We start from the raw sequence: 14,812 nt of genomic DNA, 5'->3' as shown, positions 1-14,812 counted from the left end.
GGACTGAAACACGCATATAGGAGAGTTTCAACGGAACACCCGTTTCTATAGTTAACACTATATCGAATACTACCGTACAGGGTGAACAATCGTAGCCACTATCCTGTTTTGTAAACCACATCTGTTCACTTCTCGTTCGAGTGTCACCGCCCCCGATACTGATAGCCACGCTGGGATTGCCAGCGCTGGGTCGCTCGCCGCTGGCCGGCCGGTTACTGAAATCAGTAGTGCCGTGTTCGATCGTCGCTGTTCGGTCCAGCGTGGCTAGCACAGACGGTACCGTAGGACTCCGAACGGCCGGTGTACCCGCCGACTGGGGCGGATTCAGTTGGGAAACAGGCGTATCCAGTGACGACCAGCAAGTCCGGGTCCATGGCTAGCGCTCATCAGAGCAGTGTCGTTTAGCGCTGACCGGTCTGTGCTGTCGAGACGGTTTCTGTTAAAACAGGGCTATCGACGGGTAGCCACCCGTCGCCCACACGAAATCTCGGCGGAGAAAAGTCAGGGGTGTGCGTAGCAGCGCTCGCGAGACTGGTGCTTTTTATAAGCGGCAGCGTTACGCCTCACACATGCAGACCCACATCGTCCCGGTCGGGTTCGACTACGACCGGCTCATCGCGCCGCTCGTGCGCGAGCAACTCGACGTGGACCGCGTCATTCTGCTCGAGGGCGCGGTCGGTAGCGAGGCCAACGTCGAGTACTCGCGCAACCTCGCCGAAAAACTCGAAAAGGACTACCAGAACCTGCTCGGGGCGGAAACCGAGCGGTTCGTCGTCGCCGACGTGTACGACTACGACGAGGCCTTCGAGCAGGCCTTCGAACTCATCAACGCCGAGCTCGACGCGGGCAGCGAGGTGTGGGTCAACGTCTCCGCGATGCCTCGGACTGTCTCCTTTGCCTTTGCGACCGCGGCCCATTCGATTATGGTCGAGCGCGAGGGCGACCGGGACCGCATCCACACCTACTACACGGTCCCCGAGAAATATCTGGAGACCGAGCTTGCGGAGGAACTGCGCAAGCAGATCGACATGCTGGAGGACATGCGCACTGGGGAGGACGTCGACGAACGTGTCGATGAACGGCTCGAAACCGCACGGGATCTGCTGTCGGAGTTCGACGAGCGCGGGACGACCATCGGGGCGAAGGAGATCGACGGCTCCCACATCGTCGAACTGCCGGTCGCCTCCTTCTCGAACGTCAAACCCTTCGAGGAGGTCATCCTCTTCACGCTCGGCGAACACGGCGAGTTCGAGTCCGTCTCCGAGCTGGCCCAGCAACTGGCCCGGGACATGGGCGAGGAGTACACCGATTCCTTCCGCTCGAAGGTCATCTACAACGTCGACCGGCTCGGCCCCGGCGGGAAGGGGTACATCGAGCAGGAGGAACACGGGAAGTCCTACCGGACGACGCTCTCGCGCATCGGGCAGCTGTGGGTCCGTGCCCACTCCGCCGAGGATCGCGAGCACCGCGAGCCCGACCTGCCGTGAGTGGGATGTGGTGTTGTGAAGCCGCTGGGACGCCGCCGAAAACCGAAGTCATTAATTCTGCCGTTGGTCGAGTATTGTACAGATGGTGCGTCGACTCTCCCGAACGCTGGTTCTCGCGCCCGTCGGTGTAGGGGCCCCCACGCCCCACACCACCGCTCCAAATCGACGCACGCACCGCTGACAACCGCGCCGCAGTCCGATGCTACCCGGGTGTTACGCCCACAGTTTGAATATGAGTGATACACAGGACCCACCGCAGGACGAATCGACCGCAGACAAATCAGAAGACGCGCTCGACGGGGAGTACGATCCCCGCGAGGTAGAGCCGGAGTGGCAGGACCGCTGGGTCGCCGACGAGACTTACGCCTACGACGAGGACGCTGACACCCGCTTCACTATCGATACGCCGCCGCCGACGGTGTCGGGGAACCTCCACATGGGCCATCTCTACCAGTTCACCCTGCAGGACTTTGTCGCCCGCTTCCACCGGATGCGCGACGACACGGTCTACTTCCCCTTCGGCTACGATGACAACGGCATCGCCTCGGAGCGGCTCACCGAGCGCGAACTCGACATTCGACATCAGGATTACCCGCGCCGAGAGTTCCAGGAGAAGTGTCGCGACGTGTGTACACAGTTCGAGGACGAGTTCACCGAGGACGTGCAGTCGCTGGCGATCTCCATCGACTGGGACAACACCTACAAGACCATCGCGCCGGACGTCCAGCGGGTCTCCCAGCTCTCCTTCCTCGACCTCTACGAACAGGGTCGGGAGTACCGCCAGCGCGCGCCGACCATCTGGTGTCCGGACTGCGAGACCGCGATCTCGCAGGTCGAACAGGAGGACAAGGACAAGCACACGAAGTTCAACGACATCGCCTTCGATCTGGTCGAGACCGGCGAGGGGCCAGCAGACGAAAATGCAACCTTCACCATCTCGACGACCCGTCCGGAACTGCTGCCGGCGTGTGTCGCCGTCTTCGTCCACCCCGACGACGACGAGAACCAGCACCTCGTCGGTGGCTCCGCGCGGGTCCCGATCTTCGAGCAGGAGGTGCCCATCATCGCCGACGAGCGCGTCGACATGGAGACCGGCAGCGGCATCGTGATGTGCTGTACGTTCGGCGACCAGAACGACATCGAGTGGTACCAGGCCCACGACCTGCCGCTGCGACTCGCCATCGACGAGTCCGCGACGATGACCGACCTCGCCGGCGACTACGAGGGGATGCACACCACCGAGGCACGTGAGGCCATCATCGAGGACCTCGACGAAGAGGGCTCGCTGCTGGAAAGCCGCGACCACGACCACACCGTGCAGGTCCACGAACGCTGTGAGGAGGAGGTCGAGTACCTCGTCACCGAGCAGTGGTACATCGAGCTGCTAGACAAGAAAGAGGAGTACATCGCGGCCGGCCGCGAGATGGAGTGGTACCCCGAGAAGATGGCCACCCGCTACGAGCACTGGATCGAGGGCCTCGAATGGGACTGGTGTATCTCCCGCCAGCGCGACTCCGGTATTCCGATCCCGGTGTGGTACTGCGACGACTGCGGCGAGCCCGTGATGGCCGAGCGCGAGCAACTGCCGGTCGACCCACTGTCGGACGACCCCCCGGTCGAGGCCTGTCCCCACTGCGGCCACGACTCGCTGACGCCCGAGGAGGACGTGTTCGACACGTGGGCGACCTCGTCGCTGACGCCGCTCGTGAACGCCGGCTGGGACTGGGACGCCGACAGCGAGTCGTTCACGATGGAACTGCCGGAACTGTACCCCTTCGACCTGCGCCCGCAGGGCCACGACATCATCTCCTTCTGGCTGTTCCACACCGTCGTCAAGTGCTACGAGCACACCGGCGAGGTGCCCTTCGAGAACGTGATGATAAACGGGATGGTGCTGGACGAGAACCGGGAGGCGATGTCCAAATCCAAGGGCAACGTCATCCCGCCCAGCGAAGTGCTCGAGAAGTTCCCGGTCGACGCCACGCGCTACTGGGCCGCCGGCACCTCAATCGGCGACGACTTCCCGTATAAAGAGGGCGACCTGGAGGCCGGCGAGCGGCTCCTCCAGAAGCTCTGGAACGCCTCGCGGCTGGTCGATCAGCTTACGCCGGCCGCCCAGCCCGATGAGCCCGATGACCTGGCGGCGGTCGACGAGTGGCTGCTGGCCGAACTGGACGCGACTGTCGAGTCGGTCACGGCGAAGTTCGAGGACTACGAGTTCTCGAAGGCCCGGAACGAGCTCCGGTCCTTTTTCTGGAACACGTTCTGTGACGACTACCTCGAAATCGCCAAGCAGCGGTTGTCCGATGGTGGGGACACCTCCACGGAGTTCACGCTGCTGCAGGCCCACCGGACCTTCCTGCAACTGTTCGCGCCGTTCCTCCCGCACATCACGGAGGAACTGTGGGAGCGGTGCTATGACGAAGATAGCTCGATCCACACGACGGACTGGCCGACAGCGGGCGGCTACGACGCCGACCTCGAAGCGGGCGAGACGGCGATGGAGGTCGTCTCCGCGCTCCGGCGGTACAAGACCGAGAACGGGCTGCCGCTGAACGCCGACCTCGACCACGTCGAGGTGTTCGGCCACATCGCCGGCTTCGAGGACGCCGTCGCCGAGGCGATGCACGTCGCCCAACTGGACACCTACGATGAGACCCCGGACATCACGACCGAGGTCAGCGGCATCGACCTCGATTACTCGCTCGTCGGTCCCGAGTTCGGCAGCGAAGTCGGCGCTATCGACGCCGCTATCGAGGACGGCGACTACGAGATCGACGGCGACACGCTGCGGGTCGCCGGCGTCGAACTCGACGACGAGATGTTCGCCGTCGAGGAGTCCCGGACCTACTCCGGCGAGGGCGAGATGACCGAAACCGAGAGCGCCGTCGTCGTCGTTCGGTAACTCTGGGGAGCGATCACAGAAGCGAGATCCGAACGCCCGGACGTCATCACTGAAACCGGTTGGCGAATCCAGACTGAGGCGGGCTCTCTGACCGTCTGTAGGCACGCGACACAGTTCTGGATACCGGGGATACACTGATTATGTCTGGCAATCTCCAGTCGATAGTGCTTCAGTCACTCGCAGAGCCGAGGTTTGCGGTCCCGTTTCTCTTGCTGCTGGGAGGCGGTGGCATCAGTGCGCTGGTAGGTGTCGTGGTCGCAGCGTGGCCCCGCGCCCGGCCCATCGATGCCGAGGTGGAGCGAGTTGCGTATCTCAGTGGAGTCGCGTTTGCTGCGGCTGGCGGAGCTATCGCCGCTCTGGGGTTTCGGTATGCTGGCATGATGGCCGACCTTATTATTCTCAGCGGGGCAGACACCGCCGGGAGTCCGACCCTCATCGGAGGAATTGGGCGGGCTCTACCCTGGACCGGTGTCGCACTGGGACTCGGGCTCGTCGCAACGGCGGCGTTCGTCGGGGCTATCGGGGTCTCGCTGTCCGCGCAGGTCTGGTCCGATAGCTGAGCGAACGGACTCGGGACGGCTGTTACGGCCGGCCTGCGCCTATCGCCGCGACCAGTAGCATCAAGACCTGCGGGTCCCGTCATTCGAATCATGCGAACAGAGGAGACGATCCGGGATCGGATCGAGGCGCTGCAGGACGAGTACGACAAGCACGACCCGCCGTCGACCGAACTGGAAGACGAGGCCGAGGTCGCCATCTTGCGCGCTATCGAGGAACTGGAGTGGGTCCTTGACGAGCGCGAGGCCGAGGACGGATTCACGACCTGAGGCGCCGAAGGAACCACGGGCGCGAGACACCGGCGGTCACGCCTGCCGTTTCACTTTCTCTATGCGGGTCGCCAGCGCGAGAAACGTCGCCATGAGCGTCAGCACGACCGCCCAGCCCGCCGCGAGGTCGTGGGCCAGCACCGTGTGGTCGAACCCGCCGGCGACAATCGGTTCAGCGCGCAGCCAGGTGTGGTGTGGCCCGTCGAGAACCGGGACGAAGTAGTCTACCACGTCGTTGAAGCCGTACCAGCCGACGGCGACAGCGACGGACGCGACCGAAAAGCTCGCGTAGCGGTGGATGAGAAACGCCTCCAGCGCCATCGCGAGGTGGCTCAGGACCAGGAACCAGTAGAGCCAGAGCGGAATCCCGCCGGGGCCGTTGAGGACGAGCTGGACGTACGGCGTCCACAGGCCGAGTTTGATGCAGCCGAAGAATCCGAGCATGTGGAGCCACTCGGCGTTCCAGTCGAGCCGCCAGGCCGCCAGCGAGAGCCCGATGAACATCGTCGCCACGGGCGAGTCCGGGATCAGCGGATAGGCGGCAAGCGGGGCCGCGCCGAGCTGGCCCTCCACGAGCGGCGGGGCAGTGTTCAGCGGCCGGCCCGCGTAGTACCAGAAGCCGAACAGCGTGCCGACCAGATTGACGAGCGCGATGGGCCAGGCGAGCCGGAGGCCGACGTTCTCCAGCCACGCCGGTAGCGGCGCGACGTACCGCGGGAGCCCTTCGGCGTCGGGGAGCCGCCGGCTGAACACCCGCGCGACAGCAGCGTCGATGCGCCCGCCGACACCCTCGTCCGTAGCCATGTCGGTGCAGTGGGGAGACGCGATGAAAACGGTAGTGGTCTCAGACCCATCGCTCGGCAACCATCGCTGCCACCGGCCCGATGTTGAATCCCCTGTGAGCGGTCAAACGACGTTCTGTCCCTCGGAAGGACACGCGTTAAGTAAATCCAGTTCTAAGTCGGAGCAATGACTGAAGAAACTGATATCGAGGACCTCCGTCGCGGGACTGACCTCGTCAAGCGCGGCTTCGCGAAGATGCAGAAAGGCGGCGTCATCATGGACGTCGTCAACCGTGAGCAAGCCCGAATCGCCGAGGACGCTGGCGCGGTCGCCGTGATGCACCTGGAGTCGGTGCCGGCCGACATCCGCAAGCGCGGCGGTGTCGCCCGGATGGCCGACCCCAGCAAGCTCGAAGAGATAATCGAGGAAGTGTCGATTCCGGTGATGGGCAAGGCCCGGATCGGCCACACTGCCGAGGCCCAGATTCTGGAGGCCGCGGGCGCGGACATGGTCGACGAGTCGGAAGTGCTGACGCAGGCCGACGACCGCTACCACATCGACAAGCGCGAGTTCACCGCACCGTTCGTCTGCGGAGCGCGGAACCTCGCCGAGGCGCTGCGCCGTATCGACGAGGGCGCGGCGATGATTCGCACCAAGGGCGAGGCAGGCACCGGTGACGTGAATCAGGCCGTCACCCACCAGCGTAACATCCAGCGCTCCATCGGGATGCTCGAAGGGATGGCGTACGAAGAGCGCGACGAGTGGGCCCGCGAACACGGTGCCCCCCGGCGGCTCGTCCACGAGACAGCGGACCGCGGCCGGCTGCCGGTCGTCAACTTCGCGGCCGGCGGCATCGCGACGCCCGCCGACGCCGCCCTGATGATGCAACACGGCTGTGACGGCATCTTCGTCGGCTCGGGCATCTTCGGCGCGGAGAACCCCCAGGCGATGGGCGAATCCATCGTCGCGGCGGTCAACAACTACGACGACCCCGAACAGCTCAAGGAGATCGCGAAGAACCCCGGCAAGGGAATGAAGGGCCAGGCAAACGCGGATCTGGACGAGGAAGAGCAGCTGCAGGGCCGCGGCGTCTAACTGGAGCCGCGACCAGCCGTATTTTCTCCGGTGTCAGGTTCATTACAGACGGTCGCTCAAAGACGAAGACACAAGTTCCTACGGCGGCGATAGGTGGCTGTGCAGGGGACGGCCACGCCGACGCCAGCGGCCAACGAAACCGGTGAAGGGCTTTTGGAACTCTTTACCGTGTTACAGCGGTCGCTGGAACAGTTGGTCGCGACACAGGGGCGACTCGTCGCGACGCTCATCCTCCTGGTCGTCCTGCTTGTCAGTGTCGTCGTCGTTCCCGCAGCACTCTCCCGGCTTCGGTCTGCCACGTCGGACCGAACCGGCGACTGGCTGCAGGTCATGGCCGACTACACGCCGACGACTATCCGGGGCGTGTTTCTCCGGATCGCCCAGTTCTCGATGATCGTCCTTGTCGTCCTCTCATTTCTCATCGTCTGGGGCGTTCTCGATATCGTCCAGACGGTTGGACCGTACCTCAACGGAAGTGATCAGTCGGTGCTGGCGACGATACAGACGGTCGTCCTCGTCATGCTGGCGTTCGTCCTGTCCGACCAGATGCAGCGGTGGATCGGCCGGTTCAGCCAGGCCGTCACCGGCTTCACCGAGCACCAGGAAGAGATTCTCCTCCGACTCGGGCAGGTCACCGTCTTCGTCACCATCGGCGCGACGATCTTCGCAGTCTGGGGTATCGACCTCAGCGGCCTGCTGGTCGGGGCAGGGTTCCTTGGTATCGTCGTCGGTCTAGCTGCGAGACAGACGCTCGGGTCGCTCATCGCCGGCTTCGTCCTGATGTTCTCCCGCCCGTTCACTATCGGCGACTGGGTGCTCGTCGGCGATCAAGAAGGTATCGTGACTGATATCACCATCTTCAACACGCGGCTGGAGAACTTCGATGGCGAGTTCGTCATCATTCCGAACGACCGCGTGAGCGACCGCGCGGTGACGAACCGCAGCCGAAAGGGGCTGTTGCGCCTCACGGTGGACATCGGTGTGGACTACGACACCGACGTTGACCGGGCGATGGACCTCGCCCGCGAGGCGATGGCCGACATCGAACACGTCGTCGATTCGCCGACGCCGGACGTCGTCCCGAAGGATTTCGGGGACTCCGCTGTGGTGATGGAACTCCGGTTCTGGATCGACCACCCGACGCCACCGCGGAAGTGGCGCGCCATCTCGGCGGTCGTCCGGGGTGTGAAAGCCACCTTCGACGAGGAAGACATCTCGATCCCGTTCCCCCAGCGGACCCTCTCGAATCGTGTGGACGCAGCGGACGAGGAGTCGCCGGAACGCGGCGTGGAGATGCGTCCGGACGGCGACGGCTGACTTACAGGTCGAGGCCGTCGAGAAGGAGCCCCAGCCCGAGAACCCAGCAGCCCAGTGCGGTCCCGAGCGTGCCGACGTAGAACAGCCAGGACAGTCCCCGTCCCGTTGTCAGCCGCCCGCTCATCGCGGCGGTTGCGGCATCGGTCGCGGCCGGGAGCGACCCGGTGGTGAGAACCATACCGGCGAATGCGCCGACGGCGACCGGCAACGTCACGGCGACCAGCGCCAGACCGACACGTTCGGCCAGCGCGGCGACTGCAGCCGGGTCGAGCGGTCCGCTGTAGGTCGTGGCCGGCTGTCGCTGTGCCATGCTATTTCATAACATGTTCGTCTGACATAAAAGTACGCTCCTCGATGAAGACCGTGATCCGTGTTCGGAGTACGCAGTCGATCCGAGGACCCCACAGAACAGTTGTTTCAAGCGCTAAGATCAGGTTTGCTGTTCGCTCTGGGTGGTAGGGACTCCACGGCGGAGCGGCCGCCGGTCGAAACTACTATCCCCAACGGGACGAACGGAGTGATATGAGCACTCCGCCGGGGGAGTATTACACCGAAGAACGCTGGCAGAACTGGCTAGACCGTATCGAGGAAGAAGAAGTCGACCCTGAAGACGAGGATTCGGCGCGGCTCCTGTTGAACCTCCAGGACGACGCCGCGATCGCGGTCGCGAAGATCCTCACGGACTACGAGGACGGACCGCTCGACGAAGCGGCGACCATCGACGAACTCACTGGCGTCCGAGAGATCGTTCTCGACGATATCGACATCGACGATGAGGAGACCGTGATGCTGATCGACGGCGTCCAGACCTCGCTGCTGTGCGTGTTCTACGCGGCCGAAGAGTACGTCGCGGAAGGGGCCGCGGACGACGCGACGATCACTGATTACATCGAGGCCGCCGCGGACGCGGAAGCGGAGGAAGACCTCGATGCGGCGCTGGGCTACTGTGTGCAGGCCGGCACGCTGATCATCGACGGGTCGGAGCTCCCGATGGAGGTCGCTGAAGACCTCGAATACGGGCTCGTCTCCGAGTGGGTCAACGGACTCGACAGCCTACAGACCGCGATGAGCGACCCGGAAGTCGTCGAAGAAGACGAGAGTTGATAATTCGGCAGTCAGGTTTTTACCGCCGTCTCCGCAACTCATCGCCATGACTTTCACGGGCGATGAGCGCGCGCAGTCAGTACAGGTCGGGGCTGTACTGTTGTTCGGCGTGCTGATCATCGCCTTCTCCTCGTACCAGGCGTTTGCCGTGCCGGAGCAAAACCGGGAGGTGGAGTTCAACCACAATCAGCAGGTGCAGACGCAGCTCCAGGACCTGCGGAACGCCATCGTCTCCGTTCCGGGGCAGCCGAGCCAGCAAGCCGTCTCGGTCCAGTTGGGGACGCGATACCCGAGCCGGCTGGTGGCGACGAATCCCGGGCCGCCGTCGGGCCTGCTGTACACCGACGGGACGACCAACGAATCGCAGAACCTCACGGTCCGCAATGCCGAGGCGATTAACCCTGAGACGGCAGATTACTGGAACGGAACCGCATCGAGGCACTACAACACGGGAGCCATCGCCTACAAGCCGGAGTACAACGTCTACGGCGGAGCCCCGGAGACCGTCTACGAGCACTCGCTCGTCTACAACCAGTTCCGCGAGGGGAACATCACGCTCTCGAAACAGGCGATGGTCGACGGCCGCGACATCACGCTGGTCGCGCTCAACGGGTCGCTGAGCCGCTCGGCGAGCGACTCAGTCACGGTCGACGTGCGGCCGAAATCCCAGTCGTCCCGAACGGTCCGCGTACGGAACGCGACGGAAACCTCGAACGTCTCAGTCTCGTTTCTCTCCCGGCTCCCGGCGTCGAAGTGGAACGAGACGCTCGACGAGGAACTCGACCCGAATCCTGGCAACATGAGCAACGACCGGTACGTCGCGGACGTTACCGGTGTCGAGGGACCTGGCTCGCTCAACAGGGTTACAATCGTCTTCGAGCGAGGGGCGACCTACCGCCTGAAGATGGCGAAGGCGGGCGTCGGGACGCGCGTCACAGAAGAGCGCGAGGCGTACCTCACGACTGTCGACGGGGATGCAATCACCGTTGCGAGGGGCACCAGCGAGGAAATCGTCCTAGAGGTCCGGGACGCGTACAACAACCCCGAAAGCGGTGTCACGGTCAACGGCTCGGCCAGTGCGGGATCGCTCACGACGGGGACGGAGTCTTCCGACAGCGATGGTCGGGTGACGTTTGAGTATCAAGCCGATTCGAACACGCCGGTCGCTACGAATCAGGTGAACTTCAGCCTACAGCAGCTGGATTCCTCGTTCCGCGGGGAGACGCCGGAGAACGTAAGCGTCAGCGTGAAGGTGACTGCTGGGTCCGGGAGCGGTGGGAATAGCGGCAATAACGAGCGAATCGGGCTGGCGTACAACAACGATGCCTTGGCACTGGACAACGACGACCCTGATACGATTCCCGGTGGCATTCAGTACAGCTTCACGAATACACACGACCAGCAAGTCGAGATCACAGATATCAGTTTGACGAGTCAGAGCACGAACGTTGACCGTCTTTCGGATCAGGTGACACCCAACAATCAGCGGGAACGTACCGAACTGTACATTGACGGCGATATCCGTGACGGGTACACCGATATCGACGGTGGCACTGATCTTCCGGCGGACATAGATATCGACACTGATGGGTTCGCCAACAACGGCAACCCAGAGGTATCCGGACAGTCCGATGGAGTAGTGTATCTCTATGAGTTCCGACCGGACGGCTCCAATGATGCGGTCGATATGAGCGGCAAGAGCGTTACACAGACAATTACATACACCTTCCCGAATGGTGAGACACGAGCCACCGCATTCACCGTAACCGGAGACAACAGCGAGTCAGACCCGGATATCAGGCCACCGATAGCTGACTTCGGCACGGTGAAGCATAACACGAATGCTGGGTCCAACAACGACGATGTCCAGTTCACGTTTCGCGTCGCAGATAAGTCTGGAATTGACAGCGTGGAGTTGACTGCAACGGACGAGGACGGAACCGAGTTGAATTCGGCAACGAGAAACCCATCGAGCGGCTCACTGGTCGATTACTCGCTGGACCTCGGAAGCAAGAATGTTCTCAGCGGCAACAACAAAGAAGTCAACGTGGCAATCACCCTGGTGGACAACAGCGGGAATACACACATTTGTGAAGGAACGATTAGGAACGATGACACAGACCTGATAGATGCGAGGGGGCTTCGCTGTCGCACCCCCTGATGAACAGTTCTGGGTGAGCCAGCCCCGTTATAGTTCAGCAGAGATTCACGGTAATATAGACAACATCGTCAGCAGCCGCCGCACCGACGCCGATGTGGTTCGCGTTCGCTACATAAAGAGTATCGCGGGGACCGGAGAGGTCGAACCAGTGGTCGGCGACGGCGTCGGCCACCCGGGTCGCGTTCGCGCCGTTCGGGTCGACGCTCGTGACCAGTTCGAGGTCGGTCACCGGGCGGAAGTACGCGTTCCCCTCGTGACGGAGGCGACACTGCTCGGACAGTCCGGCAGTCGCGTACCGGTCTGTCGTGTCTGTCCCGTTCGCAATCGGGGAGGCCGACCCTTGTGCAGCCATCCGCTCGCTGTGGTTGCTAGCCATGGCCGACAACTTCTGCCCAGTTTTTGTCTTATCGGAAAGTGAGCCATCGAAGGCGTCGTTGGCAACCGGGTTCCCGCGTCGGTCGTTGATTGCCGCCACAAGCCGGTCTTCGACGCGGGCCGTGTCGATAGCCACCCCCGAGTCTGTGGGCGTACTCCGTGCCGCGTCCGGTGTCGGGGTGGGTTCCGCGGACTGCGTCACAGCGTCGGTGGTCTCCGAACTACTCGGCGTCGCCGGCGACGTACTGTCCGCGCTGGGGGTCGCTGCCGGTGGCGCCGCCGTGGTCACCGCCGGCGCTGGCTCGGTCGGGGGGGCTCCGGGTGACCCCTCGACCGCCACTCCCGCGAGTACCGAGACACTGACCGCCGCCAGAACCACTAGCCCGAACGTGATGACCGACCTGTTCATGTGAAGCGTTCCTGTCCCGTTCCGAGAAATGATACTTGGGTAACAGTTATCTCGGAACTGGCTCGAACGGCGTAGACTCGGCTTTCTCTCCACAAATATGTTTGGACGGGTTCGGGCCCCGATTACCAGCGACGAAAACCCGCCCGTAAACATCTTTACTATGCATGAGTGTCCTGAGGTATGGGTGACCTGTCGCGGCGCGGCTTCGGGGCCGCAGTGCTTGCCGCGCTCTCCGCCGGCTGTCTCGGGAATCGACCTGAAGAGGAATCCGAGACCACGCCGGTCCCGGAACCGACAGCGTCACAGCGGGCAGCCACAACTGATCGCGCCGGGGCTGCCTCGACGCCAGCGGCGGACAGTGCTGCGGCTCCAGCGAACACTCCGACGGCACAGCGCTCCGCTGCGTCTCGGACGAACAGCACGACGGAGACGTCAGCACGTCTCCAGGTCGAAACCGAGACCCCGACACCGACGCCTGAACCGAACCGCCGATCGGTCGATACGACGTTCCGGCTGGAGGAAAACGAGTACCAGGATTACACGGTCGAGGCGACCGGCCAGACGACGCTTACCTACGACCTCATTGTTCGGCGCGGCCCGGCCGTGGATGTGCTTCTGTTTACCGAAGAAGAGTATCGGGCGTTCCAGAGCCGTTACCGGGCCCGGCACGCCGGTGAGGTGTCGCGGTTTCACCAGACGAACATCCGCGACAATCGGATCACCATCGCGCCGGGGACGTATCGACTCGTGGTCAACAACACCGACTGGTCGCGGGCCGTTCCGTCACCTGATGAGCCGTACGATGTTCTCGAAGGCGAATGCATGGTCGATTTCTCTTTTAGCGCGGAACCGGCGACCAGCGAGTAGCTGTCTCACAAGTAGCTCGCATCCCGCCGCCACAATACTAGACAATCGTCGAAAGGCCAGTCGACAAGCCCATATACGTCCGTGCTGACGTTAGACCCATGACTGCAGTCGGTATCGACGCCATGGAGATATGGACCGGGAAGCTCAAACTCGACCTCGCGGAGACGTTCGCGCCGGCCCAGGGGGACGACCCGGGGAAGTACACCAAGGGGCTCGGCCTGCGCGCCTCGTCGTTCCCGGACGTGTACGAAGACATCGTCACGATGGGTGCGAACGCGGCCTATCGGCTGATGGATCGCAAGGGGCTGACACCCGAAGACATCGGCCGCATCGACGTGGCCACCGAGAGCGCCTTCGATAACTCCAAGCCCGTCTCGACGTACATCGCGGGCTGTCTCGAACAGGTGTACGACGAGAACTTCCACCACGCTAACAAGGGCGAGCGGAAGTTCGCGTGCATCTCGGGGACACAGAGCGTCGACGACGCCTACAACTGGATCCGCGCCGGGCGGAACCGCGGTCGGGCCGCGCTCGTCATCGCAACGGACACCGCCCTGTACGCCCGCGACGATCCCGGTGAGGCCACGCAGGGGGCCGGCGCGGTGGCGATGCTCATCGACGAGGACCCCAATCTGGTCGAACTCTCGACCGAGCAGGGGTACGGCAGCGCCGACGAGACTGACTTCCTCAAGCCCAATCAGCAGTTCCCGTCCGTCGACGGGAAGCGCTCGGTGAACGTCTACCTCGCCCGCATGCGCGAGGCGCTGGAAGACTTCGCCGAGGTGGCCGGCGACATCCACCCGGGCGACTACGAGATGATTCCGTTCCACACGCCGTTCCCGGGGATGGTCCGGAAGGCCGCAGCGCTGGGCTACCGACACATCATCCGCGGCACGGACGTGGGCGACCTGGTCGCCGAAGAAATCGGCCACCAGCCCGTGCGTGCGGATTTCGAGACCGACGACGAGTTCCACGCGGCGATCAAGGAGTACACCGACGCACTTACGGAAACCGAGCGCTACCAGGACTGGTACGCAAACACCATCGAACCGACGCTCGAAATCTCCCGCGAAGTCGGCAACTGGTACACTGGTTCCGTCCACATCGCTCGCGCCGCCGGCCTGAAACACGCCCGCGAGAACGGACTGGATCTGGACGAGGCACGGCTGCTGGTCGCCTCCTACGGCTCCGGTGCACAGGCGGAGGTCCACGCCGAGACTGTCGTGCCCGGCTGGGAGGAGGAGATCGGCGCACTCAGCATCGACGAGCAGATCCGGAACCGCCACGAACTCACCTTTGCGGAGTACGAACAGGTCCACGACGTCCACAATCACGAGACCGAGACCGATGTCGAGGAGTTCACCGCGCCCGAAGACGAGTTCGCCTTCGACGGCTGGGGCCGGATGGGTGAGCGGAAATACCGGTACGTGGAGTAACGAGGGCTCGACCGGGGTGAAGCCTCAAACTAGAGCGGCGACCGCA

The 14,812-nt window shown here is 63.3% G+C and carries 14 protein-coding genes; 11 read left to right on the top strand and 3 right to left on the bottom strand.

All coding sequences use genetic code 11. The features are described 5' to 3' along the window. Nucleotides 1-569 precede the first annotated feature (569 nt). The 4 genes from ACOZ4H_RS06255 (at nucleotide 570) to ACOZ4H_RS06240 (ending at nucleotide 5,219) form a co-directional block, all read left to right on the top strand. Entirely contained in the window at nucleotides 570-1,487 is a 918-nt protein-coding gene (locus ACOZ4H_RS06255; RefSeq protein WP_424328478.1) for a DUF6293 family protein, read from the top strand. A 232-nt stretch (nucleotides 1,488-1,719) separates the two neighbouring features. After that, nucleotides 1,720-4,392, top strand: a complete 2,673-nt coding sequence (locus ACOZ4H_RS06250) for a valine--tRNA ligase (RefSeq protein ID WP_424328477.1) — start codon at nucleotides 1,720-1,722, stop codon at nucleotides 4,390-4,392. Nucleotides 4,393-4,532: 140 nt separating this feature from the next. Beyond that, nucleotides 4,533-4,952: a hypothetical protein gene (locus ACOZ4H_RS06245; RefSeq protein ID WP_424328476.1), complete on the top strand. Its 420-nt coding sequence runs from the start codon at nucleotides 4,533-4,535 to the stop codon at nucleotides 4,950-4,952. Nucleotides 4,953-5,042: 90 nt separating this feature from the next. Then, entirely contained in the window at nucleotides 5,043-5,219 is a 177-nt protein-coding gene (locus ACOZ4H_RS06240; protein WP_004957739.1) for a hypothetical protein, read from the top strand. Nucleotides 5,220-5,255: 36 nt separating this feature from the next. Here ACOZ4H_RS06240 and ACOZ4H_RS06235 read toward each other — a convergent pair whose 3' ends face one another. Beyond that, nucleotides 5,256-6,023, bottom strand: coding sequence for a DUF1405 domain-containing protein (locus ACOZ4H_RS06235; protein WP_424328475.1), 768 nt, complete (start codon nucleotides 6,021-6,023; stop codon nucleotides 5,256-5,258). Between the two features lie 165 nt (nucleotides 6,024-6,188). Between ACOZ4H_RS06235 and pdxS the strand changes: the two genes are divergently transcribed. After that, nucleotides 6,189-7,097 carry a pyridoxal 5'-phosphate synthase lyase subunit PdxS gene (gene pdxS / locus ACOZ4H_RS06230; RefSeq protein ID WP_424328474.1) on the top strand — a complete coding sequence of 303 codons (909 nt, stop codon included), beginning with the start codon at nucleotides 6,189-6,191 and terminating at the stop codon, nucleotides 7,095-7,097. Nucleotides 7,098-7,196: 99 nt separating this feature from the next. After that, nucleotides 7,197-8,414, top strand: a complete 1,218-nt coding sequence (locus ACOZ4H_RS06225; protein ID WP_424328473.1) for a mechanosensitive ion channel family protein — start codon at nucleotides 7,197-7,199, stop codon at nucleotides 8,412-8,414. Between the two features lies 1 nt (nucleotide 8,415). Here ACOZ4H_RS06225 and ACOZ4H_RS06220 read toward each other — a convergent pair whose 3' ends face one another. Further along, nucleotides 8,416-8,724 (bottom strand): hypothetical protein, encoded by a 309-nt coding sequence (locus tag ACOZ4H_RS06220; RefSeq protein WP_424328472.1) that lies wholly within the window; start codon nucleotides 8,722-8,724, stop codon nucleotides 8,416-8,418. Between the two features lie 212 nt (nucleotides 8,725-8,936). On the opposite strand from ACOZ4H_RS06220, the gene ACOZ4H_RS06215 reads away from it, so the two are divergent. Then, complete coding sequence (locus tag ACOZ4H_RS06215) at nucleotides 8,937-9,518, top strand: DUF2150 family protein (protein WP_424328471.1); 582 nt, start codon at nucleotides 8,937-8,939, stop codon at nucleotides 9,516-9,518. Between the two features lie 46 nt (nucleotides 9,519-9,564). Further along, complete coding sequence (locus tag ACOZ4H_RS06210; protein WP_424328470.1) at nucleotides 9,565-11,679, top strand: Ig-like domain-containing protein; 2,115 nt, start codon at nucleotides 9,565-9,567, stop codon at nucleotides 11,677-11,679. Between the two features lie 34 nt (nucleotides 11,680-11,713). Here the strand turns inward: ACOZ4H_RS06210 and ACOZ4H_RS06205 are convergent, their stop codons facing one another. After that, nucleotides 11,714-12,256 (bottom strand): CAP domain-containing protein, encoded by a 543-nt coding sequence (locus ACOZ4H_RS06205; protein WP_424328469.1) that lies wholly within the window; start codon nucleotides 12,254-12,256, stop codon nucleotides 11,714-11,716. A 7-nt stretch (nucleotides 12,257-12,263) separates the two neighbouring features. Here ACOZ4H_RS06205 and ACOZ4H_RS06200 point away from each other — a divergent pair, with 7 nt between their 5' ends. The 3 genes from ACOZ4H_RS06200 to hmgB all read left to right on the top strand — a co-directional run bounded on the left by ACOZ4H_RS06200 (nucleotide 12,264) and on the right by hmgB (nucleotide 14,766). Continuing rightward, nucleotides 12,264-12,467 (top strand): hypothetical protein, encoded by a 204-nt coding sequence (locus ACOZ4H_RS06200; RefSeq protein WP_424328468.1) that lies wholly within the window; start codon nucleotides 12,264-12,266, stop codon nucleotides 12,465-12,467. Between the two features lie 176 nt (nucleotides 12,468-12,643). Then, nucleotides 12,644-13,330, top strand: a complete 687-nt coding sequence (locus ACOZ4H_RS06195; protein ID WP_424328467.1) for a hypothetical protein — start codon at nucleotides 12,644-12,646, stop codon at nucleotides 13,328-13,330. Nucleotides 13,331-13,428: 98 nt separating this feature from the next. Continuing rightward, nucleotides 13,429-14,766 (top strand): hydroxymethylglutaryl-CoA synthase, encoded by a 1,338-nt coding sequence (gene hmgB / locus ACOZ4H_RS06190; RefSeq protein ID WP_424328466.1) that lies wholly within the window; start codon nucleotides 13,429-13,431, stop codon nucleotides 14,764-14,766. The last annotated feature ends 46 nt before the right edge of the window (nucleotides 14,767-14,812 follow it).

Origin of the sequence: Haloarcula amylolytica, assembly GCF_049705545.1 — an archaeon.
Lineage (GTDB): Archaea > Halobacteriota > Halobacteria > Halobacteriales > Haloarculaceae > Haloarcula > Haloarcula amylolytica_B.
Note: the sequence above shows the minus strand (reverse complement) of the source record. Positions and strands in the feature narration are given on the sequence as shown.